This is a genomic window from Flavobacterium pectinovorum, assembly GCF_900142715.1.
Lineage (GTDB): Bacteria > Bacteroidota > Bacteroidia > Flavobacteriales > Flavobacteriaceae > Flavobacterium > Flavobacterium pectinovorum.
This window is the reverse complement of record NZ_FRBX01000005.1, coordinates 255,140-279,191: the sequence shown is the minus strand read 5'-3', so window position 1 is coordinate 279,191 and position 24,052 is coordinate 255,140. Positions and strand designations below refer to the sequence as shown.

The following is a 24,052-nucleotide window of genomic DNA, read 5'->3' as shown; positions in this document are numbered from 1 at the left end:
TAAATAAATGAAGATGAGCACCGAAAATAAAACATTTATGAAAGAAGAACCAAGAATTATCTACAGTCTGGATACTTTTCCTTTACTAAATAACCGCTGGCAAGTGGGTAATAAATTGAAGGAAACCATCTATATGACGGCTTTAAGCATTTTGTACAGTCATCTCTGGTACAAAGACATTGAACTTTATGCTGACGAAACTGTGTATAAATTCTTGTATATGCTGCCATGTAAAGTGACAAAAGTAAGCAATGAAAAAAATAAAGAACTCTGGATGAAATCGAAAATTCATGCTATCGAAAAACAGACAAAATCCTTTGTTCATCTCGACACAGATGTGTTTATAAAAAACAAAATCAACTTTAATTTCGAGACTGTAATGCTGGAAAGAAAAGAATGCGGCTACGAAATGCATTATAAAAGACAAATTGATTTTTTTTCTCAATATACCAAACAACTACCCTATTGGCATTCTAATTTAGGACACGCTTATGGTTGTGGCATATTGGGTTTTAATGATCTCAAACTTCGCGACAATTTTGTAAACGCCTATTACGATCTGGAACAAATTTATGTGACACATCGCGAAGAATTTGCTCCCTTAAAACAACAAGGATTTGAACCCTGCATTGTTATCGAACAATACAATCTGGCAGCGATTTTAAATTATTACAACATCACGCCAACCTTATTGCTTAAAGGACAAAATATCACCGAACATGGCAGATGTGCCAATGAATTGGGCTATAGCCATCTCTTTGGTCTTAAAAAGTACAAAAAAAACATTACAGACGAAATTGAATACCGACTGTTTAAAATTTTTCCGTATTGGTATGACCAAATAAAAATTGAATTAGAAAAACATCAAATACTGCAAAAAGAAGATGTAAATCCTAAAATTATGGTTGCTTAAAATAAGCCAATTAGGAGTAAAGAAATAATTATCTGTTTTAAATTATAAAAAATGAAGCTATGAGATCTTTAGAAAACAGAAAACAGGACAAGCACTCGCCTTCTCCTTTTTTTGAACCAAAAATTCAGAAAAAATTAAAAACAGGAACGGCAGGTGATCAATTTGAAGTAGAAGCCGATAGAGTTGCAGATCAGGTAACAAACAATCGTTCTTCTGGCGACGGACTTTTGCAATCGAAAGAAGAAATTCAGCAAAAACCCATTTCAGAAACTATTTCTTCTGTTCAGGCAAAAGATATGAAGGAAGAAAAAGAACCCGTTCAAAAAAAATCGGATAAAAAAGAAGACGAAAAACCTGTTCAGAAAAAAGGGAAGGACGAAGAAAAACCCGTTCAGAAAAAATCAGATAAAAAAGAGGACGAAAAACCTGTTCAGAAGAAAGGAAAGGACGAAGAAAAACCTGTTCAGAAAAAATCGGAAAAAAAAGAAGACGAAAAACCGGTTCAGAAGAAAGGAAAGGAAGAAGAAAAACCCGTTCAGGCGAAATGCGACAATTGCGAAAAAGAAGATAAAGTTCAGAAAAAAGATAAAAAAGAAGAGGAAAAACCAGTTCAGAAAAAAACAGAAAATGCAGAAAGTGACATTCAGAACAATGAATTGGAAGGAAAATTGGAAAGTTCAAAAGGAAGCGGAAATCTTTTAGACCAAAAAACAAAAAGAGAAATGGAATCAGGTTTTGGCAGCGATTTCAGTAACGTAAAAATCCATACCGATTCAAATGCCGTTCAAATGAGTCAGGAACTAGGCGCACAGGCTTTTACCAACGGAAATGATGTTTATTTTAACGAAGGAAAATACAATCCTGATTCTAAAGAAGGAAAACATTTACTGGCGCATGAATTAACACATACTGTTCAGCAAGGAAATCGAAGTAAAAATGTTCAAAAACAAAGCAATGTTGTGCAATTAACCACAATACCATGGAATATAAACCAATGGACAACACACAAACGTGTATCAAACAACTTTAGTGTTGGCAGTGGTGGTTCTATACAAGTGAGTTCTAATTTGGGTTGGGTTGGTCCGCCCAGATGTAGTGATATAGCCAATGCAATAGAAGTTAAAATATACCGAAGTGCAGATTATTGGTTTGATAGTAATGTGCATTCCGAAACGATTTCATTATCAGGAGGAAGTACCTCGGTTTCAGATTTAAGCAGCGGCACTTATTATGTCGAAATTTATTTGGGAGGCTATAACGGAGATCCAACGCATTGCAGTTTAACCGGAAACATTTCTATAACAACATCATAACGAGACTATAAAAGCTTTTCTATGTCAGCATTTAGCCAAAAATCAAAATCAAATCCTTCCAGCCCATCTGCTTTTAACTCAAGACAGGGCGACGATTTTTTTGGTGTTCAGGCAAAGCTCAACATTGGAAAATCAAATGATAAATATGAAGTTGAAGCCGATAATGTTGCTGACCAGGTAGTATCAAAAAAACAAAATAGTACTTCCGAATCTTTCTTTAGTCCATCGCCTGCAGTTCAAAAAAAATCAAATGAACCGAAAAAGGACGAAAATGCTGTTCAGAAAAAATCATTAGCAGAAAATATCACTCCTGTTGTTCAGTTAAAAACAGAGAAAGAAGAAACCGTCCAAAACAAAACTGAAGTCACTAAAGCTGCCGAAAAAACTCCAAAACCAAAACCCCTTGTTCAACAAAAGAAAGCCGACGAGGAAATTCAAACCAAAGGAGAAGAAGAAATTCAGGCAAAAGAAGAAGATAATGAACTTCAGATGAGTCCGGCCGCAGCATCGGGTTCGTCTGACAGTCCTAATATTGAAAGCACTTTAAACAGTAGTAAAGGCGGAGGTTCTCCCCTTTCGGGAAAAATTAAAACCGAAATGGAATCCGGTATTGGAGCCGATTTCAGTAATGTACGCATTCACAATGACTCCACCGCTGTACAAATGAATCAGCAATTGGGCGCACAAGCATTTGCAACCGGAAACAATATTTATTTTAACGAAGGAAAGTACAATCCAAATTCTCAGGAAGGCAAGCATTTACTGGCACACGAATTAACACATACTGTTCAGCAAGGCGCTACTATTCGCAAAAAACCACAAGAAATATCCTCTGCTCCCGAAATGATTCAAGGTTCGTTATTGTCCTTTGCGATTCCCGGTTTTATAAAAGACAACGTCAGACATATTCCGGGTTATACACTGCTTACAGTTGTAGCAGGTTATGATCCCTTGAATGATGTAAATGTCGATAGAAATGCCATCAATCTTATTGAAGGATTTATGGGATTGATTCCCTTTGGGACAGCAATATTTGATAAATTGCAGGAATATGGCATTATTGATCGTGTTTTTGATTGGGTCAACAATCGTTTGAGTGAATTGGGCCTCAGTATGGACGCGTTACTCAAACTCGTTAAAGATGCTTGGGACGAATCTTCAGTTACAACTTTCATAGATGTTGCCAGAACTAAATTTAATGAATTAGTACATCGGGTAACTACTTTCGCAACTTCGCTTGTCGATCAGGTAATTACCTGGATCAAAGAAGCCTTGATTGGTGTTGCTGAACCTCTACTGGCTGAAAACAAAGCCTGGTCATTAATCAAAAAAATAATCAAATACGATCCATTACGCGATGAAGCAGTCAATGCAACAACAGTAGAAATATTAGAAGATTTCTTAATACTGATAGACAAGCAAACAGAGCTTGAGCAAATGCGCGAGAAAGGCACGCTGCAAAAAACTGCCGACTGGCTTGACACTCAGGTTGGAACTTTTAATTCTTTATTAGGCGAACTTCGCGGACTTATAACTTCGGCATGGGATGCTATTCAGCCTTCTAACCTAATGAATATTGCTGATAATCTTACAGCACTTGCAGCTCAGGCGGGCGGATTCCTGCAACGTGTTTGGGATTTTGCCTCTGGCGTGGCTCTCAAAGTATTAGAACTTGTTAAAGACTCATTGTTAGGATGGCTGTCTTCACAAGCCGCAACCGTAAGAGGTTATTCTTTGATAAAAGTAATTATAGGGCGTGATCCATTTACAAATGAAACTGTCGAAAGATCGGTTCCAAATCTCATTAGAGGTTTTATGAGTTTGATGGAAGGCGGCGAAGAACAATACGCCCAAATGGTTGAATCTGGTGCAATAGCCAGAATTGCCGGCGAAATTGAAGCGGCTGTTGCTACTCTAAACATGACGCCTGCTTCAATTATTCAACTCTTTACAGATCTTTGGAATTCGTTTACCATCAACGATCTTATTAATCCCCTTGATGCTTTCATTAGAATTATCGACAAATTCGGAGAACCAATCGGCAGACTGATTGCTTTTGTGGCAGAAATCATCAGGATTGTGATTATGGCGATTCTTCAAATCATGAATTTCCCATTTGATCTTATAGGAAACATCATTACCAGAGCTTTAGAAGCAATTGACGATATTAAAAAAGACCCAATTGGTTTCTTAAAAAATATCTTTAAAGCCCTGAAACAAGGATTTATTCAGTTCTTCGACAATATTGTTACCCATTTAATCAATGGTGTAACGGGATGGCTGATGAGCGAATTAAAAGATGCCAACATTCCTGTACTTACTGATTTTACTTTAAAAGGTGTTATTACCTGGGTAATGGAAGTATTGAATATCTCAATGGAAAAAATCTGGGAAAAACTTGCGGCACATCCACGCATAGGACCTGCAAGAGTTGCCAGAATTAGAAGCATGATTAATACGCTCGAAGGCATTTGGACATTTATTAAAGATGTTCACGAAAGAGGAATGGCTGCTATTTGGGATAAAATTCAGGAACAGCTCAGTAATTTATGGAATACCGTTCTCGACGCTGTAAAAAACTTCGTGATGGAACGCATCGTAAACCGCATAACAGCCAAGCTTTTAAGCATGTTAGACCCAACCGGAATCATGGCAATTATAAACGGGGCAATAGCTTTCTTCAACGCCATACAAAGTTTTATAAAATACCTGCGTGAAATGCTGGAAGTCGTTAACTCTTTTGTCAACGGTGTCGCAGATTTAACCAAAGGCAATGTAACAACAGCAGCCAATTATCTGGAAAGAACTATGGGACAAGCCATGCCGGTCGTAATCGGTTTCCTTGCCAATCAGGTTGGCTTAACAGGAATTGGAGCAAGAATTGGCGAAATGATTATTTCTGTACAGCAAATGGTGGATGAGGCGCTTACTTGGCTGGTGAATAAAGCTGTTGATACGGGAATGGCGATGTTGGATAGAGTTATGGGAAGAGGTGAACCTGAAGCTGCTGCAAGTGGTCCAATTGCGGGAGCTTTAGCTGAAATTGATAGTGAAACAGAAAAAGAAAATGATGAGGGAGAAGTTACGGTAGATGAAGCTCAGGCAATAAAAAACAAAGTAAACAATGACCATTCGTCTGTAATTGAGATTTCATCAGTTGCTGATGGAGGAGAAACCTGGGATTATACTTACATACAGAAAGCTGGCGGAGTTAAGAAGACTCCTAGAAAAAAGACAGATCCTACAGTTATAGCCGCAACTGCTGATGGCGACGGAAGACCTTCGAGAGTAATTGCAAATCCATTAACGAGTAAAAAACCAGTCGCTGGCCCAGGTGTTGCTACCGGAAGCAGATCGGTAATTGTCGGTCAGAATCTGATTGATCAATGGGTGGCACAAACAGGTGTAAAACATCCTCAATCAACTGCTTTGGGTGTACATATTGTAGCTCATCATTTATTTGGAAAATGGAATGCTTCTAATATTGTTTTTGGCTTAAAAACTTTGAATGAACAAATGAAAGTACCAGAAAAAATTGCGAGCGATAATAAAACAAGTAAACTTGAATATGACATGACAGTCCAATACCATGAAAACGATAAAAGTGCTGCAGATGCCCTGCCTGGTATTACTGATCCTACAATTGATCAAGTAAAAAAAGCAATAGGATTTTATGTTGCCAAATCAATAACAGGACCAATTAACAAAATAAATGATGATGGCTCAAAAACCTCTATCGGAAATGCAAATGCACAAGCCCCTACTTTTCCGGATATTGGAAGAATTACCGATATTGGTGAATTAATTATCGAGCGTCTTAAAGGTAATACAAGCGCAATAACAACCGTTGAAGACGGTGTAACATACAAAAAAACAGGTTACACAAATTATACAACCCTCGCTGCTGATATTGGCAAAAGTGTAAATAAAACAAGGGAAAAACTTCAAATTTTAACAACTAGTAAAAAAATAACACGGGTTGGAAATAATTATTATGTTAATCCTAATGCAACCTAAAAATTCAGTAATTATGAAAAAATCAGATATATTATTAAATAAACTAAGTGAATTTGGCATAACGTCCTTTGATAAAATCTGGCCTGATTATATCAAAGAGCTGGATCTAAAAAAAACCGATGCCAAAACACTTATACAAATCATTGCCTCATCAGATCTAAGTGTCATTACAACTGGAGCTTCAATGGAGCAATTTGCTCCTATGCATGCATGGAGGGCTTTGGGACAATTACATTCAAAAGAATCAATTGAAACTCTTTTAAATTCATTAATAGAAAAAAAAAATCAGGAAGCATTTTGGTATCGTATTGAATTACCAAATGTGATTAAACAAATTGGTGGTGAAGCAATAAAACAATTGGAAGTTTTTCTTAAGAATGAACAAACTTGGGAAGACAAGGTTATCATTATAAATGGATTGGTAGAAATAGCATTGAAAGATCAGGAATATAAAAATCAGGTCGAAGAAATCATTTCTGAAATTTTGAAAAAATACAAAAAAAATGATTTGGCTTTCAACGCTTCAATACTCAATGCTATATTCAAACTAAAACCATATAATAATAAAATAGTTAGAGAAATTATCAATAAAGATAAATTTGACTACAGCTTTATCGACCGTCCAGAATTGGATAAATTCATTAAAAATTCTAAGATGTACGAGTAATAAAATCGCTTAAAACTATTTCATAAATATTGAAAAGGAATCACTCATCTTAAAAAACCATAAATAATATTTATTAACTAAAAACCTTAAGTCATGCAAAAAACATCCTACCAAAAAGAGCTGCTTATAAAAGCAACACAACAAAAAAAAGGAGTGAATAACAACAAAAAAGACGTTGAAAAAATTCAGTCCTGGCTAAATTTATTTGCTATACAAAATCCAGAATCAGGAACCGCAACCGGAATTGATGGTGATTTTGGTCCGGCGACAGAAAAAGCAGTCCTTAATTTTCAAAGAGTTAACAACCTATCGCAAAACGGAATTGTAGATCAAAAAGTTTTTGACAAACTTGTATCTCCTCTTAAAAATGCTTTTGAAAATTCAGTATCAGGCAATAATTTGAGAGAATTAGTACTGAATACAGCCAAAAACCATCTTAAAAATCACCCTTTCGAACTTGTCATCAACAACCAAAGCAATACGGGTCCGTGGGTGCGAAGTTATATGGATGGTCATGAAGGATCTGAATGGTTTTGGTGCATGGGGTTTGTTCAGGCGATAATTGATCAGGCGGCTTCTGTTCAGGGAAAAAATTTCAAAACCCTGATGCCTTTAACTTATAGCTGTGATACTGTTGGCGTAACCGGAATTCAGAAAAAAATAGTAACTCGTTTTCAAACGGCAAGAACCAATCCGGCTTTGATAAAACCTGCAGATATATTTCTGATTCAAAAAACAACAAATGACTGGTTTCATACAGGAATTGTAACTGCTGTTAACGGCGATTTAATTGAAACAATTGAAGGTAATACTAATAGTGACGGTTCGCATAACGGAAATGCTGTAATGAACAGAATCAGAAATTACAAACAATCAAAAATTGATTTTTTCTCAATCGAATCTTTAGTCGCATAAAAGATGGAAAACGTAATCACCCACTTAAAAAACCAATTCGTATTTCAGCTTGACCAACTTTTTCAAGCAGAAAGTCCTATGGAAAAACCCGTTTTAATACAACAGGATTCTGATGGATTTATCAGCGAATTTATTATCGAAAATAACCTGAATGAAATGGATATTCTTTTACTGGTTTTGGCACTTATTCCGCATATTAAACCTGATTTTTTAAGTTCGATTATTGCCGATTATTTACCTAACGGTGGCGAATTACCCGAGTTTGGTGGAATTAAAACGAAAAACCATCGTGGAATTTTACCAACAGGTGAAACGGCACAATTTTTAATTGCAGGAAATGATTTAGATGACCGGATTTCGTTCTACAATTACTTACACAATGAGTCCTTTTTGTATCAAAAAAGAATTATCAAAATAGAAACTGTTCCATATGGTGAACCCAAATTAAGTGGCTTGCTAATTTTAGAAGACGAATACATCGAAAAATTCATAACCGGAAAAATTTTAAAACCTCAGCTTAGCAGCATTTTTCCTGCCCAATTAATCGAAACCCAATTAGAATGGGAAGATCTGGTACTTAATTCCTCCACTTTAAACCAAATTAAGGAAATAGAAACCTGGCTCAAATTCAACGAGATTTTACTTCACGAATGGGATATGAAAGCCAAGATAAAACCAGGTTTCAGGGTTATGTTTCACGGTGCGCCGGGAACCGGGAAAACACTTACGGCTTCCCTACTTGGAAAATACACCAAAAGAGATGTATACCGAATTGATTTATCTACGGTGATTTCAAAATACATTGGTGAAACCGAAAAAAATCTTTCTTCTCTTTTTGACAAAGCAGCTGATAAAGAATGGATTCTCTTTTTTGATGAAGCTGACGCCGTTTTCGGAAAAAGAACAAATGTTAGGGATGCGCACGATAAATACGCTAACCAGGAAGTTTCGTATTTGCTGCAGCGTATTGAAAATCATCCCGGATTGGTAATTTTGGCTTCTAATTTTAAAACAAATATTGATACCGCTTTCACCCGAAGATTTCAATCTATTATTGAGTTTGAAGTACCTTCTTATAGCGAACGCTTAAAACTTTGGCAAAATAATTTACCAAAAGGAATTAGAATTGCTGAAGATGTAAATCTTAGTGAGATTTCAAAAAAATATGACATTACCGGTGCTAATATTGTCAATATCATTCAATATGCCTGTTTGAGAACATTAGAAGATGAGAACGAAAGTATCAACCTTGATCACTTGCTTCAGGGAATTAAAAAAGAATATGCGAAAGAAGGAAAAATGATGTAGAACTTACATTTAGTACAATTACAAAGCATCTAATTTGTTTGATTTATTCGTGTAAAATTCTGGTTTTAGTTTCGGTTTAAAATAAATTATATATTAGCTAAAGAAATTAAAAACAAAAACTTTAGTCATAAAAACCAAACGCTCAATGACCAAAAAAACCATAATTTTAATCGGATTTATAATTTTAAAATTTGCTTTACAATATATATTACTAAGCCCTGAATATGATTTACAGCGTGACGAATACCTACATCTCGATCAGGCACATCATTTAGCATGGGGTTATTTGTCGGTTCCACCAGTAACTTCCTGGTTTTCGTATCTTATTTTTTTGCTTGGAAATTCTGTTTTTTGGGTCAAATTCTTCCCTGCCCTTTTTGGAGTTTTAACACTCATAGTAGTATGGAAAACTATTGAAGTTCTTAAAGGAAATTTATACGCTTTACTTTTAGGCGCAACTTGTATTGTGTTTTCATCATTGTTGCGAATTAATATGCTTTATCAGCCCAATTCACTAGATGTTTTGTGTTGGACAGCTTTTTATTATGTTGTTATTCAATATATCACAACCGAGGAAAAAAAATGGTTTTATATTGGTGCTGTCATTTTTGCTTTTGGTTTTTTAAATAAATACAACATTCTTTTTCTTCTTATTGGTCTTTTTCCGGCATTATTACTCTCTGAACAAAGAAAAATATTGACCGAAAAAAAGCTTTATTTAGCCTTGATTTTAGGATTGATATTAATTCTGCCGAATCTCTTATGGCAATACAACAATCATTTCCCTATTGTGCATCACATGAAAGAATTGGCCGAGACACAATTGATCAATGTCGATCGTTTAGGATTTCTTAAAGAACAATTATTATTTTTTATTGGTGCATTATTAGTGATTTTTTCATCGTTATATTCTTTGTTATTCTTCAAACCTTTTAAAAAATATAAATTTTTCTTTGCGTCAATTATTTTCACACTGGCGGTCTTTTTATACTTTAAGGCAAAAGCTTATTATGCAATTGGTTTATATCCAATTTATATTGCCTTTGGATCTGTTTTTCTTTCCGAAATTCTAAAAACAGGCTGGAAACGTTATTTACAGCCCGTATTTATCCTGATTCCGTTACTGTTGTTTATTCCGATGTACAATTTGGCTTTTCCCAATAAAAGTCCGGAATATATAGTTGGACATCCGGAGAAATATAAAAAACTGGGAATGCTTCGCTGGGAAGATGGAAAAGATCATAAATTGCCACAAGATTTTGCCGATATGTTAGGCTGGAAAGAACTTGCCCGCAAAACAGATTCTATTTATGCCAAACTTCCAAATCCCGCGAAAACCCTGGTACTTTGTGACAATTATGGTCAGGCTGGCGCGATTAATTATTATACAAAAAAGAGAATTAAAGCTGTTTCTTTTAATGCCGATTATGTAAACTGGTTTAATCTTGATGTACAATATAAAAACCTAATCAGAATTAAGGAATTTGAGGAAAACAATACCGAGTTTAAAGAAACAAGTCCTTATTTTGAAAATTCAAAAATTACAGGCGAAATTACTAATCCAAACGCCCGTGAATACAAAACCACAATTTTTGTTTTCACCAATGCTAAGGTCAACATTAATAAAAGAATAGAACAAGAAATTAAAGAAGAAAAAAATTATAGTAAATAATGACAGACTTTACTAAGATAGAATATTTAAAAAATGGGAATCAAAAACAGGTTCTGGCTTATAAAATACTGTCAGAATACAAAGTCTTAGCAAACATTGCCGAATTTGACCCCATTTTAGTTGGAACCATTCCAATAAATATTGATATTGAAAACAGTGATCTCGATATTATTTGTTATTGTAAAAACAAGGAATACTTTATTGAAAAACTTAAGTCTTTTTTTGGAAATAAAAATGAATTCACAATCAGAGAACCAATAATCGACAATGAAGAAACAGTCGTTGCAAATTTTAAAATAGAGCGCTTTGAAATTGAAATCTTTGGACAAAATATTCCCGTCAAAAATCAAAATGGTTATAAACATATGATTATAGAACATAAGATTTTGCAGTCTAAAGGTGAAGATTTCAGATTAGAAATTATTAAACTCAAACAAAAAGGTTACAAAACCGAACCTGCTTTTGGTTTTTTATTAGGCTTAAAAGGCAATCCATACCAAGAATTATTAAATCATAAAATTAACTCTGCCTCTTAAATCACTTTAAAAAACACACAAACAGCTGTATATTAACAAGTTATTAAATTCAATGGTACTTAAAAAATATTTTCAATTTTTCTTTGGATAACCGTATATACTGCTTATCTTTGCACCCGAAACATCGCGGGATAGAGCAGTAGGCAGCTCGTCGGGCTCATAACCCGAAGGTCACAGGTTCGAGTCCTGTTCCCGCTACTAAGATAAAAACACCACTTGAAAAAGATGGTGTTTTTTTCGTTTATAGCACTTTGTATTATGGAAGAATTTGTTGTTTATATTCTCTTTTCTGAAAAATTCAATAAAAACTATACAGGTTACACTTCTAATTTAATTGAAAGATTTAAATCTCATAATGTTCTTGAAACAAAAGGTTATACTTTAAAATTTAGACCTTGGGAAGTAATTCACGTTGAGTTTTTTAATTCTAAATCTGAAGCAATAAAAAGAGAAAAAATCATCTCAGCTACAAAACCAATTTCAAATTAAGCCTAATGCCCAAATTGCTTGTAGCGTGTGTTGGTGGCAGTTTTTATTTCGTCCGTTTTGCTTCTATCTTATTTCCATTCTGTAATAAAAACAAATTTGAAATTTCTCCTTTTTCGTTCTTTTCAAACTGAATTTGCGCATCTACTACTTTAAAGGAAAATAACATTTCACTTTCTGCAAATATCGGGAACGCATTTTGTCCTGTCAATTGTGAAAATAGTTGGTCTTTATCTAATGAAATTTTGATTTCAAAATCTTTTTCAACTTCATAAGTCCCAACAAACTTTTGAAGTTGTTCAGTTGTAATAATAATTTCTTTTCTGATTTTTTGCACAGGCAATGGTTTATTATATAGAATACTTCTAATTGATTTTGAAGGAATTGAAACGTTATTGTGATTTTGAAGTATTATTATTGTTTTATCATTTGTAATATGTCTTTCGATAAAAGTTACATAACCTGGCCAACCACCACTATGGTTTGCAATTTTTCCAAAATCAGCATTTTCTTCAATTCCCCAACCAAAACCATAATTCCTTTTAGATCCGTCTTTCAAAGTTGCTACTTCAAAAACTGCTTTCATTCCCTCTTTTGTGAGTAATTTATTGGCATATAATGCTCTATCCCAAATCCATAAATCCTTTATAGTTGAATTAACTGTTCCGTCTCCAACAATACCATCAAGCCAAATAACCATTTTAGTTTCTTTCAATTCGTCTGGTAAAACATATTTTTTCAAACTATCTGAGTAAACATAACCAAAAGCATAATTGTCAATTTTCTTTGGCGATAATCTACGAGTGTACACAAAGGTATTTTTCATTTTCAACGGTTGGAAAATAGCTGTTTTTAGATAGTCACCGTATGTCAAACCCGATGCTTTCTCAATTATTGATGCCAATAGTGCATAGCCCGTGTTGCTATATTCCCATTTAGTATTTGGCTCAAATACTATTTTTGGTTGATGTTTACTAAATATATTAATAATGTCTTTGTTAGTGGCAATTTTAGATTTGTCAAATAAACTATCCATAAGCTGCATATAGTCTGGTAGACCTCCAGTATGATTTAATAAGTTTATTATAGTTATACCTTTATAAAATGAAAGTTCGGGTAAGTATTTTCTGATGTCATCGTCCAAATTCAACTTCCCTTTTTCTTTAAGTATCATTATCCCCATAGCTGTGAACTGCTTTGAACAAGATGCCAATTCAAAAATTGAATTTTCGTTTAATTTATCTTTTGTTGTTTCGTTTGCAAGTCCAAAACTATGGCTATAAATAACTTTCCCTTTTTCTGCAAGTAGAAAATTTCCATTGATTTTCTCTTTTGAATAAAGAGAATTGAGTAAACTGTCAATTTTTTGAATTCTGTCTTGTCCAAATGTAAGATGACCAATTAAAAGAAGTCCGATTGTAATTGTTAATTTCATTTATTTCTTGTTAATTAATGTAGGTGAGTTGTCTCGCAAAATTGCCACCAACTTATTTATATGTGTTACAAAACCACAAAAAGCCATCCAAATTCGGGTAGATATGTGGGATAAATTTCACACATTATTTATTTCAAATTTTTTTTTTACTACAAACTCTCAAAAGGACTTTAAAATTGATTAGTGATTTTTGGCAATTTATGAGTAGCTATACAAACAAAAAGCAGAAAAAAATTAAGATGCGGATGCTAAAATATGTAATAATCTTCAATAAAGTGGTTAGATATTTGAATGCTTCCCGCTACTAAGATAAAACACCACTTGAAAAAGTTGGTGTTTTTTCGTTTATAGCACTTTGTATTATGGATGAATTTGTTGTTTACATTATATTCTGAAAAATTCAATAAAAACTATACTGGCTTTACTTTGTAATAGAAAGATTCAAATCCTATAATTTTCTTGAAACAATCTGGATCTTTTTGGTTTTGATTCACATTATTTTATTAATATCTGGCTCATAAGCATATTTTCAGCTTCACTTCCCCCTGCATAGCTTTTACAAATATATCTTTGATTACCTGACTTTTATTTCGCCATATTTTTATCATTTTTCTAATTTCATCAACACATTCAACACCAAGATCTGTTTGAAATCATTTTATTGACTTAAGATATTATAAAATAAAAAAACAACCCGAAGGTTGTTTTTAATTATAAATAGTTAATTAAAAATATTATCAAATAGTATTTATCATATTAAAAGATTATCTAAAATTATTATTGTTTTTATATTTATAGACAAACTCGTTCGACTGTTTATCTCCCGGAAGATTGTACTTCATTACTATTTCATAGTTTCCATAGCGCATAAAGAGAAAACTAGCACCCATAAAACGTTTGGCAATTGAATCGGCACTTGCATCTCCATTAACATAAGCGTTAATAATTTGATTATTTAAATCAACCCAATCCTGTTTGTAAAGCAATGGCATATTATACTTAAATGGAAAATTTCCTTTTGTCCATGCCTGGTTTACATTATTCTCTATGCTGGACATGTAATATGCATTAAGCGCAATTGCTTTTGCAGGAATAACGCCCAACTCTTCTGTATCTCTATTGTTGATAGAAAAATTACCATTTAGCGGATAATCTTTATATAAGTACGGGAATATATCAGCATTATAGTACTCATCATTTAATTTAGACTGCGCAATTATTAAAGCTTTATTATCACTATAAGTCGCTCCTTGCAACTCAGTCAAATCAAATGCTTCCTGACTTGAAATAGTGTTAGTCAGATAAATAACATCTGAGTACAAAACTCCAAAATTATAATTTTGCGTATTTATCGCATTCATTTTAGAATTGAATGTTTTGTATTTACTTGTATTAAATGAATACGTTAAACGCTCAATACTGCCTTCTGCTTTTGATAATGCATCAGCCTGATTTTCTTTTATCTGTATATCATTTCCATCTTCGCTAATTGTATTTGTTTTTGTTGCTGCTGTAGTATTTTTTTGTGCAGCTTGTTTCAAATTACTTACTATAGAAAAGTTGTATTTTTTGTCCTGGTTAATATTTGGCAAATCATAATAAATTTCATTTGAGCCGGTATTATAATTAAAAGCTGTTGCCTTTGAATTAGAGGTTCCGTCTTCATCTACTTTGATACTAGTTTCCCAACTGCCATCTTCAAACAAGTAATCCTGACCTCGCTTAAGTTGAATATAACCTTTTGGATATTCTTCCTCCAGAAAATATTTTTGATCTACAACAGGATAAGAATACTTAACGTTTGTAAGCGGAATATGATTAGGTGCACCACCTGTCTTAAAGAGTCTTTCTTCATATTCTGTAGCTACCTTTCCATCGACTTTTATGGGTTGAAAAACACCATTTATCATCTTTTGAAAACTAACTTCAACCTGAACTTTAAGTTCTTTATTTGGTGGCAAAATGTCTGATGATACAAAACTAACTTTATCTTTCATTGATCCCCATTCAAAAACACCTGGAATTTCGGTTGTACCATCAAAAACTTTGAATTTTTCTAATATTACTTTATAGGTCACATCTCCTGCATCTTCAGGAATTACAAAAGCTTCGTTTACTTTCATTGAAAAAGCAGCTTGTGGTACAGCAAAAACATCTACATCAGTTGAACTTTGTTTTGGAGTTACATCTGTTATCAATTTAAGACCTCCTAACGGAGATGCATTTTCAAATTGACATTCTTCTCCAAGTTCAAATTTAAAACGGAATTTTCCTTTTATTAATCCTCCAAGAATATTCATGTTTCCGGCCACATAACCTCGCATCCAAACCGGATTTGGTAATTTTGCCTGCAATAAAACTGCAGCTCCTCCTGAGATAATTGGAACTTTGAATTTTAAAAATGATAATTTAACTCTAATCCCTAATTCACCCTGCAGATATGCATAAGATTGTCCGTTAGCATACCATCCGTTTATACCTACCTGATCTCCTGTATTAGAACATCTTGCTTCCTGATAATCTTTAAGCATAATATCGAATCCCATTCCTGCCTGAAAACGGGCATAAAAAAGCAAGAAACTTAAATCTCCGGTGTCAAAATCTAAGCTTGCACCAAAGGCTAAACCACCTCCATTTGCCAAAGCATTTTCATCACGCATATAATCTAATTCCTGAGCATCAACGCCTAAAATTTGCGCTACAATCGCAGGCGGCGGCGGACTTCCCGGAAGAACTGTTCCTGCCATAAAGTAACTTGTTGTTTTTAAGAACATTCCGGCTACCCCTATTTTAATACCACATCTGTCATCTGGCGTTCCCATATACATATACCAGTCTTTTGGGTCTTTATGGAAAACTCCCCAGACTGCTCTTCCTCCCGGTCCTATTCCTGAAAGGAAATTACCTGGCGTATTGATATATACATCTGTTGTAGCATGCATCGAATTATTTTCAAAATCAAATTCAATAGCTGCTGCCATCTTTATTCCTACCGCTGCTGATAAATCTCCGGGAATAGCTTCTTTAGCTTCCGGAATATATTTACTGGCAAAAGACCCCTTAAGATCGCTATCTGTAACTCCTAGGAAACTTTTCTTTGATGTAACATTTGAAGACACTTTGGTCATTAAATCCGTAATATTTTTTAACCCCGGTATTTTGGCCATAACATTGGCTTTACCAAAAATAGCCAATCTGTTTACTCCCCCTTTTGAGTTAAAAGCCATTTCAAATCCGGCTTCACCGTCACAAATAGTTTCTGAGCCTACATGAAAGTAAATTAAAGCTTTAATCCCAAGACTTATTTTTTCATCTGGAGTATAACTTAACCCTGATGGAGAAAAATCGCCAATAGCAACATCTGAATTTCGATGCATTTTATAGTAAGCTCCACCTCCAAAACCGGTAATCATAAACGGAACACCTGGTGTAGGAGGAAATTTTACTGCGGCATCAAAATACCAGTATCTAAAAGTAGTCCGCCCGAAAATAGCCTTTGCCTTTACGTTAACGATTTTTGCTACATCTACCTCTAAATCAGCATTGAATCCATCTCCGTAAACAGGATCCTTTTCCATCAGGATAAGACCTCCTTTAATGGTTAATCCGCTAAACTCACAATTAATATTAATGGCAGATAAATCCAAACCATCGTATCGGCTTCGCTGTCTGTATCCGTCATCATACATTTTACCTTTTATACCAATTCTGGCTGTGGCACCGGCACCAATACTTTCCATCAGATTAATTCCTAAATCAAAATCGATTCGGGAATTATCTCCATTAATGGCGACATTTATATTACCAATAGAAACAGGGAAATTACCAAAAGCAACTGTACCTTTATACCCCATATTTCGAACCGAAATGATAGGTGAAACGGTTTGCAGTTGTAAATTTTCAAAAGAAATCCCTTTAAAATCAACTGTTTTTTTTCCTTCTACGTCCTTTTCATCAGATGCTCCTTTATTAGTTCCGAAAGTAACTGTTCCGTTTAAATTGGCTTTTGGCAAAAATTTTCCGTTAACCAATTTTAATTCCACAGAACTATTAGGCAATAACAGGGCTTTTGCTTTCCAGATATCAAAAGCTATAGAATCTTTTGTAACAACAATTAATTGCTGTTCTTCCATGGAAATAAAACCATTATAAGCCAAACCTGCTCTATTTGTTTGGGCTGGTTTCGCCGGAGTTGTTGCTGTATTTGCCGTTCCAGTAGCCGGGGTTGTAGTAGTTGGTGTTGCAGCTGCTGTAGTTTCTTTCTTTTCTGGCGTTGCTTTACTTATTGGCAAAAGAATCTGACCGCTCAAATTTGCTTTTACAAAAGTATTGGCGGCTATTGTTACATCAATATGGTCCAGAGAATAAGCCCACGATTTTTCCTGACTTGTGATGCCTCGATCGAGTGGAAAAACATTATCTGCATAAAAAGTTCCCGAAACTCCATATTTATCTATAATAAGATTTTGTGCTCCTACATGAAGTCTTTCTTTACTTGATGCAGTATCAGTAGTTTGAAATTCTTTTGGCAAACCAACATCAAAAGTCTGGATGAACACACCTTTCCAGGCTTCCTGGCTTGGCACTAAAAGTGCATTTTTTGCATAATATTCAGGAAATATTACGGTCGGATCGTTTTTTAAATCACTTAAATCTAAAACTGCATTACTGACTAAAAACTGAAAATTACCTTCAAAATCTTTTCCGTTTCGTTTGTCTTTTAATGTAAAAGGCTGCAAGCTTACATTCACCAAAATATCGTTCCAGCTACTTGCCATAAAGCTAAACTCTCCTCTAACCCTATTTGGTATTTGAACAGTTTTTCCGTTATAATAGGTTTTTGGAACTGTAGTTTTTGCTTCGTCTACAGTTTTAGTTACGGGATCAATTGGTAATATAAGATTTCTTGAAAACTCTACTGCTCCGGAAATTTTCATTTCTTTAAAACCGTCGCAGTCAATCGTGACATACGTTAAATCCTTAACATCTCCGGTTGCCATTTCAAAACCACCATATAAAGATACCTGCCATTTATTATCGCTAAACGGAATATCTACATTGCCCAGCAATACCAATTTAGCTTCGCCCATAATACCTCCCTGATGCGATAATTTTACATTATCAGCACCAAAAAACAATTGCATTGGCTGCCCATTTTTGTCTTTTTGCGGAATATCAACTCTACAGAAAACGGTCAAAGTAGTATATTCTGGCGAAAAAACAGCTTTGGTAATTCCGATGGAATACTGAACATTATTTACTGTATTTCGAATTCCGATTGGCAATTCTACCAAATCCTGATTCGAAAATTTATCTACCCAGCGATCAGAAGCTTCTATTTTTTCAATAGCGCTCGAAGCTGCACCTGCTTCTTTTGGGGCTGCAAGATCCTGCCCGTAAGAAAAGACAACTGAAAGTAAAATAAATAATACCGATAGATGTATTTTGTAAAATTTTTTCATAAGCAAATAATCATATTTTTTTGTAAATGAAGCATAATAACTTCTCTATATTTTAAGCCTGACTTCTATTGAAACGATTCTAAAACCCTTCTTATAAAAAAGAGCAATATCCTTTTAATTAATCTTTAAATATTTAAATTCAACTTCATCATCTTTGACATTTTTAATAGCTAAATCATGATAAAAAGGAATTAATTTGATTTTTAATTCTTCAATTACTTCTGTATCTGTTTTTTTCTCTTTCATCATTTTAAAGAATTGATTAAGTTCTTGTTTATTAAAATTTGAAAGATTTTCGTTTTGATGAATTTCAGCAGCTGGTGTATTCGCAAGTATCGAAATTTCATTAATCATCCATCTATGAACTAACAAAGGCTGTAATTTTTTATTTTTTCGCTCAACTAATTTTAAATACGATTTATAACTTGTTTTATCTGTTATATCTTCTTCATTTACACCGTGTAGTTTATGTTTATTCACTCTTCCAAGCGCCATAACATAATCATTTTCAAAACCTTCATCTTTTCGTTTCATTTCTTCTTGTAAACTTTTTACTGTTTCAAGAATATAATTGTTGTACTTGTCTAAGATGTCATTATTTAAATCATATGCTTTTAAATAAGTCAAAGCTTTTTCTTTAAAACTTTCATCATCAGGAGTCAAAGTTGTGAGGGTCAGTAAATGCTGCAATTCATCTGAATCTTCCTTTGGAATTGGTCGCAAAGCAAGTTGGAGATCCTGTAATTGCTTTATGATTTCATCTCTGGTTCCCTGATATGTCTTTTCCTTATAATTTATTTTTAAAACAGGATTTAAAACAATTTCCTTTTCTTTTTTAGGTTCTTTTTTCGCAGGTAATTTTACTTTATCAATTGAGTATGCGTAATTGAATGTAGCGGTTAAATCATTAAATTTCTGAGTATTTGTACTGCTTCTAAACATCGAAATAATATTCATGCTAAAATTATGTTGCTCTAGCAGCGTATAGCTATTATTGAACTTAATTCCAAAAACAGAACTCGAATTCATATCTCCCTGAGAGTTATTATACAGAAATCCCAAATTTGTATTTAGCTTGTCTTTAAATAACTTCTTTGAAGCTCCAACTGAAGCCCCGGTTGAGGAACTGTTATTTATACCTACCTGATTATTAGTGTAATTAAGTGAGCTGTTTAAACCTACTTTCATCTCAATAAAATTTATCGAATGTGCCAAATTATAATTTTGTACCGTACTTGCCTGCCCTCTGCGTATTACCCCTCCCTGCTCATTTGCCTGACCAGCAATACTATAATTGAAATTTAAATTTTGATTTCTTTTGCTCCCAAAAGCATACGACATATTTACATTTGCATTTTGCGACAATTGTCTATAATCTAAAGTATCGGATACTACTACATTTGGGTTGTTTATGAGCTCAAACTGATCCAGCTTTTTATTTGTATAGGTCGAAAAATTAGAATAACTACCCGTAACATTAATTTGATCTGTTACTCTATAATTCATGTTGATCGAACCGACAACACGCTTGGTATCTTGCTTTTTTTCTTTCGCCAAATCGTCTCTTTGAAATCCTAAACTGGTTGATACCGTAATTTTATCCTGATAAAAGGGACGCGAAAAACGCAGTGCAATATTTTCTAAATCATTATTAAAATATAATGCTCCTAAAGTATTATAATTTGGATCGATACGCTCATAAGTTAATCCTACAATGCTTTTTTGAATATTATAATCAAAATTTACATTTAATGCGTTCATAAAACTTGTACTTTCTTTACTGGAAAATAACTTATCCCTAAAATTTCCACCCGAAAGAGTATTACTTCTGGTATCATCGGTTAGAACAGACAAAGCATATTCAACATTTAAATTTAAATTTTTGATTACAGATGTACTAAAAGTCAAACTGTTTACAAAATTTTCTTTTGGCGTTACTCCTTTGTCAGTAACCATTGTTAGTGAATTAACATCGTCTTTGGCGTAAAACCCAATCCAGCCAAGTTTATATCTTTCTTTTTCAAAACCTATTTTTGCTCCGTAACCAAAACGTTGGTATACCGGAATTCCTCCTAAAGCTTCTTCTTCTGAAACTGCTTTTAATAGTTGTCCTCCCATTAAGGTTATTTTAAAAGGGCTTTGCGGCGTAAGTTCTAAACCAACTCCTTTAAACGGAAAACCACTTAAGGTATAAGGCGAAAAAGTCATACTTACATTGCCTATATAAGCTTTTACCCACTTATATTTTGGCATAATACTTAATCTGTTAAAATCAAATGGGGCTGTATAACCTAAGTTATTCCCCTGATTGGTAATACTATAAAATAACGGAACGCTAAAATTAAAAGCACTAATGTTTAAATTTCCTGATAACAAATAAGTAAAAGGTTCACGTGAATTTTGCGTATCAGCATTAGATGTATAATACATCATATTCGCATTCACATTTCCTGTTACTTTAAAATTTGGCTTATAAAAATTCTCTAAATCTACATCTTGAGCATATCCCTTCCTGCAAAAACAACAGGCAAAAACAATACATAACCAAAACAAGATCTTCTTATTCTCTCTCTTCATTTATTGGTTATTGTTTTTGTACTTTGATGTCACATAAAATATAAGAACTTGCCCCGTTCTTAACCATATCTTTAATTTTTATGGCTCCTTTTCTTCCGTCTTGTGTTTTAAATAAAATGATTCTTGGGTAGATCAAACCAAACTGCTGTTCTCCCGCAGCGCTGTAACTTATGTTTAAAGATTTTATCGGACTGTCATTTACCATAGCATCAAACTGCGATTCTGTGAAATTTAAGCCACAGTTACACAAGTTTTGAGAATTGATAAAAATGGTGCTCTGTGCATTTTGCAATGACAAAAACCCATAATTATTGGCCTGATCCGGCGATATAAATCTATTGTAAGTGAAATTGCTGTTTAATCCCTGAAAAACGATATCTATAAGACCGCTATTCTGGTCGTTTATTTCATTTGCTTTGTAAACCTGTCTCGTTACTGTCGAGAACATAGCTCCAATATTATTGTTGTTATGTGCCGAATTTATTCCTAATTTAATATTAGTTAATGTGCGCAAATTAGTATCTGGTAAAACCGTAATAGTCGATTTAAAAATTTGGCTTGTTTTGTCATTAAAGGCTTCTAAAGTAACTTCATGACTGCCCGCATTTGTAAAAACAACTTTAGGATTTTCTTCTGTTGAAATAGATGGATTTCCACCTTCAAAACTCCATTTATAACTAATGGCACTAATCGATTTATTAGAAAAATTAATGGTTACGGGAGCCTCATTATCATCGTCTTCAAAATTTGGCTCATACGAAAACAGGCTCACTAAATAAGGAGCAACAGTTATGGTTTGAGTTTGTTTTTCTGACTCAAAACCATTTGAAACAGTAAGTGTTATAAGATGATCTCCAGGAGTTGTAAACACCACATTTGGAGGTGTTTTGCCTGTAAAAGTTGCTGGAGCTCCATCCTGAAAATCCCATTTAAAAGTTAATCCTTCTCCAATAGTAGCGTTTTTTAAAACGACCTCAACCGGAGAGTAATTGCTTTTTATAATTTCATGGGTAAACTCAATATTAATTCCCTCTTTTATTACTACACTTTTACTAAATTCTTTACGTTCTCCGTCTACATTTGTAGCTATTAATTTAATGGTATAAGTCCCTTGCTTTTTATATAATACTTCACCCGGATTTTTTGCAGACGAAATAGCAGGCTCACCACCTTCAAATGTCCATTCGTAACTATCTGCCCCGGTAATTTTATTATCAATTTTAATAATGACAGGAATTGATTCGTCTTCGTTGGCATACGAAGTCGTAAAATCACCCTCTATGACTATAGCGGTTTCCTGATAACAAGAAGTAATAACAATAAATAAGAGTAAGAGTAAAGTTTTTTTCATTCAATTTATTTTAAAACATTACAGCTTTTTAAGGCTGTAATGTTTTTTATACTATATAAAATTTCTATTGTTAAAAAATTACAAATAGCGTTTGATTATTTTATCTGTAGAAATAGCCCAAACAACATTGTTTTTATAACTTATTCCTCTAATAGATTGGTCATGTGTATAATCCAGAATCCACGAAACTCCGCCATCTGTAGTTTTGTAAATTTTATTTTCTAAAACTGCCCAACCAGTATTACCATCTTTAAAAGTAAATTTTGTAAATTTTTCTCCGGTATAAACTTTACTCCAAGTATCACCTCCATTTATGGTTTTGTATATTGATGAATTAGCTATTAAAATAAAACCATTTATCTTGTCGGCAAAAGACACTTCAGCAACAAATGAATTTGGTTCATTTACCAAATAATGCTCTTTCCAACCGTCTGTTTCATTATTTTTAAATAAAATGAAAGGATAATATATTTTTCCAACTGTTTTTTGACCAGCAGCCCAAATATGATTGTTATCAATTTCAGCAGATCTACTTATAGATCCATCCTCATATCCTTCATCCTTAAAATGGGCATCATAAACTTGCGAAAAATCTACTCCATTAGTCGTTGTATACACATCTCCTTTTAGAGAAATAATTGTTCCATTTTTCATATCAGAATCAACATAAACAGAGTAATAACTCCCCCCTTTTGCTGTCTCGATAAAATCCATTGTTGCAGAGCCTCCAACTGGTACTTTTTGAATCCAAAAGGATGTATCAGCCCAGCCTTCGTCATTTTTAGTAGCAGAAAAAGCACCAGAAAACCCAGTTCTTCCCCATTCTTTAAACGTAATACCTCCATCTAATGTTCTGTACGCTCCACTTCCACCATAATCTGCCATAGAATAATACATGATTTTATCATTAAAAATCTGCATATTATAAATTTTACTATCTTTTTTTACAACATTTTCCATTGTAAACCATTCCGAAATTGAAGCCTTAGGTAAAATCCCTATATTCCCTTGGTAATCATTCTTAACTTCGTTGCTAACTGTTCTATTCTCAATTGTCAAAGATAATTTTGGTACTAACTTTTCAGTAGCTGGTAATTTGAATACAATTTCATTAGCTGTCGATGAAACAATTGTTGCTGCAACACCATCAAAAGTTATTGTGATATCGCTTATTTTATCTGAAAAATTTTCGCCGTAAATACTAATTGTTTCCCCAGTTTCTCCTGAATTTTTAGAATATGATGTTGCTTTTGCTGTTTTTATGATAACAACAGGCGGTTCTGGAGTTGGCTCTGAATCACTTCCTGAATCTGAGCTACAACCGTTTAGAACTAAAAAAAGTTGTAATACCGCTACTAATAAAATTCTCTTTTTCATTTTTATTTTTTATATATTCTTAA

At 33.7% G+C, this 24,052-nt stretch carries 14 protein-coding genes and 1 tRNA gene; 10 read left to right on the top strand and 5 right to left on the bottom strand.

The genetic code is table 11. The features are described from left to right. The first annotated feature begins 13 nt into the window (after window positions 1-13). The 10 genes from BUE22_RS18060 to BUE22_RS18015 all read left to right on the top strand — a co-directional run bounded on the left by BUE22_RS18060 (window position 14) and on the right by BUE22_RS18015 (window position 11,830). On the top strand, window positions 14-913 hold the full coding sequence (locus BUE22_RS18060) for a DUF6734 family protein (protein WP_244152490.1): 900 nt from the start codon (window positions 14-16) through the stop codon (window positions 911-913). A 59-nt stretch (window positions 914-972) separates the two neighbouring features. Further along, complete coding sequence (locus BUE22_RS18055) at window positions 973-2,226, top strand: eCIS core domain-containing protein (RefSeq protein WP_084540283.1); 1,254 nt, start codon at window positions 973-975, stop codon at window positions 2,224-2,226. Window positions 2,227-2,247: 21 nt separating this feature from the next. Beyond that, entirely contained in the window at window positions 2,248-6,243 is a 3,996-nt protein-coding gene (locus BUE22_RS18050; protein WP_243396795.1) for an eCIS core domain-containing protein, read from the top strand. Between the two features lie 13 nt (window positions 6,244-6,256). Beyond that, window positions 6,257-6,910: a hypothetical protein gene (locus tag BUE22_RS18045; RefSeq protein ID WP_124020496.1), complete on the top strand. Its 654-nt coding sequence runs from the start codon at window positions 6,257-6,259 to the stop codon at window positions 6,908-6,910. 93 nt (window positions 6,911-7,003) lie between these two features. Beyond that, window positions 7,004-7,825, top strand: a complete 822-nt coding sequence (locus tag BUE22_RS18040; protein ID WP_073397183.1) for a peptidoglycan-binding protein — start codon at window positions 7,004-7,006, stop codon at window positions 7,823-7,825. 3 nt (window positions 7,826-7,828) lie between these two features. Then, window positions 7,829-9,133, top strand: coding sequence for an ATP-binding protein (locus BUE22_RS18035; RefSeq protein ID WP_073397181.1), 1,305 nt, complete (start codon window positions 7,829-7,831; stop codon window positions 9,131-9,133). Window positions 9,134-9,278: 145 nt separating this feature from the next. After that, window positions 9,279-10,805, top strand: a complete 1,527-nt coding sequence (locus BUE22_RS18030; protein WP_073397179.1) for an ArnT family glycosyltransferase — start codon at window positions 9,279-9,281, stop codon at window positions 10,803-10,805. Continuing rightward, window positions 10,805-11,341 (top strand): DUF4269 domain-containing protein, encoded by a 537-nt coding sequence (locus tag BUE22_RS18025; RefSeq protein WP_073397177.1) that lies wholly within the window; start codon window positions 10,805-10,807, stop codon window positions 11,339-11,341. Before BUE22_RS18030 ends, BUE22_RS18025 begins: the two co-directional genes overlap by 1 nt. Before the next feature lie 125 nt (window positions 11,342-11,466). Further along, window positions 11,467-11,539, top strand: a tRNA-Met gene (locus tag BUE22_RS18020). Between the two features lie 60 nt (window positions 11,540-11,599). After that, complete coding sequence (locus BUE22_RS18015; RefSeq protein ID WP_073397176.1) at window positions 11,600-11,830, top strand: GIY-YIG nuclease family protein; 231 nt, start codon at window positions 11,600-11,602, stop codon at window positions 11,828-11,830. Between the two features lie 43 nt (window positions 11,831-11,873). On the opposite strand, the gene BUE22_RS18010 is transcribed toward BUE22_RS18015, so the two are convergent. From BUE22_RS18010 to BUE22_RS17990, 5 genes are all read right to left on the bottom strand, one after another. Continuing rightward, complete coding sequence (locus BUE22_RS18010) at window positions 11,874-13,262, bottom strand: serine hydrolase (RefSeq protein WP_073397173.1); 1,389 nt, start codon at window positions 13,260-13,262, stop codon at window positions 11,874-11,876. Between the two features lie 764 nt (window positions 13,263-14,026). Continuing rightward, on the bottom strand, window positions 14,027-18,724 hold the full coding sequence (locus BUE22_RS18005; protein ID WP_073397171.1) for a hypothetical protein: 4,698 nt from the start codon (window positions 18,722-18,724) through the stop codon (window positions 14,027-14,029). Between the two features lie 114 nt (window positions 18,725-18,838). Beyond that, window positions 18,839-21,301, bottom strand: a complete 2,463-nt coding sequence (locus tag BUE22_RS18000; protein ID WP_207761265.1) for a TonB-dependent receptor — start codon at window positions 21,299-21,301, stop codon at window positions 18,839-18,841. Between the two features lie 7 nt (window positions 21,302-21,308). Continuing rightward, window positions 21,309-22,652 carry a PKD domain-containing protein gene (locus tag BUE22_RS17995; RefSeq protein ID WP_073397168.1) on the bottom strand — a complete coding sequence of 448 codons (1,344 nt, stop codon included), beginning with the start codon at window positions 22,650-22,652 and terminating at the stop codon, window positions 21,309-21,311. A 78-nt stretch (window positions 22,653-22,730) separates the two neighbouring features. Continuing rightward, window positions 22,731-24,029, bottom strand: coding sequence for an IPT/TIG domain-containing protein (locus BUE22_RS17990; RefSeq protein WP_073397166.1), 1,299 nt, complete (start codon window positions 24,027-24,029; stop codon window positions 22,731-22,733). Window positions 24,030-24,052: the final 23 nt, after the last annotated feature.

Excerpts from the sequence above, each read along its gene's own strand:
- BUE22_RS18040 (WP_073397183.1), top strand. The coding sequence starts at position 7,004 with ATGCAAAAAACATCCTACCAAAAAGAGCTGCTTATAAAAGCAACACAA.
- BUE22_RS18050 (WP_243396795.1), top strand. The coding sequence starts at position 2,248 with ATGTCAGCATTTAGCCAAAAATCAAAATCAAATCCTTCCAGCCCATCT.
- BUE22_RS18030 (WP_073397179.1), top strand. The coding sequence starts at position 9,279 with ATGACCAAAAAAACCATAATTTTAATCGGATTTATAATTTTAAAATTT.
- BUE22_RS18055 (WP_084540283.1), top strand. The coding sequence starts at position 973 with ATGAGATCTTTAGAAAACAGAAAACAGGACAAGCACTCGCCTTCTCCT.
- BUE22_RS18045 (WP_124020496.1), top strand. The coding sequence starts at position 6,257 with ATGAAAAAATCAGATATATTATTAAATAAACTAAGTGAATTTGGCATA.
- BUE22_RS18000 (WP_207761265.1), bottom strand. The coding sequence starts at position 21,301 with ATGAAGAGAGAGAATAAGAAGATCTTGTTTTGGTTATGTATTGTTTTT.
- BUE22_RS18060 (WP_244152490.1), top strand. The coding sequence starts at position 14 with ATGAGCACCGAAAATAAAACATTTATGAAAGAAGAACCAAGAATTATC.
- BUE22_RS17995 (WP_073397168.1), bottom strand. The coding sequence starts at position 22,652 with ATGAAAAAAACTTTACTCTTACTCTTATTTATTGTTATTACTTCTTGT.
- BUE22_RS18025 (WP_073397177.1), top strand. The coding sequence starts at position 10,805 with ATGACAGACTTTACTAAGATAGAATATTTAAAAAATGGGAATCAAAAA.
- BUE22_RS18010 (WP_073397173.1), bottom strand. The coding sequence starts at position 13,262 with ATGAAATTAACAATTACAATCGGACTTCTTTTAATTGGTCATCTTACA.
- BUE22_RS17990 (WP_073397166.1), bottom strand. The coding sequence starts at position 24,029 with ATGAAAAAGAGAATTTTATTAGTAGCGGTATTACAACTTTTTTTAGTT.
- BUE22_RS18035 (WP_073397181.1), top strand. The coding sequence starts at position 7,829 with ATGGAAAACGTAATCACCCACTTAAAAAACCAATTCGTATTTCAGCTT.
- BUE22_RS18015 (WP_073397176.1), top strand. The coding sequence starts at position 11,600 with ATGGAAGAATTTGTTGTTTATATTCTCTTTTCTGAAAAATTCAATAAA.
- BUE22_RS18005 (WP_073397171.1), bottom strand. The coding sequence starts at position 18,724 with ATGAAAAAATTTTACAAAATACATCTATCGGTATTATTTATTTTACTT.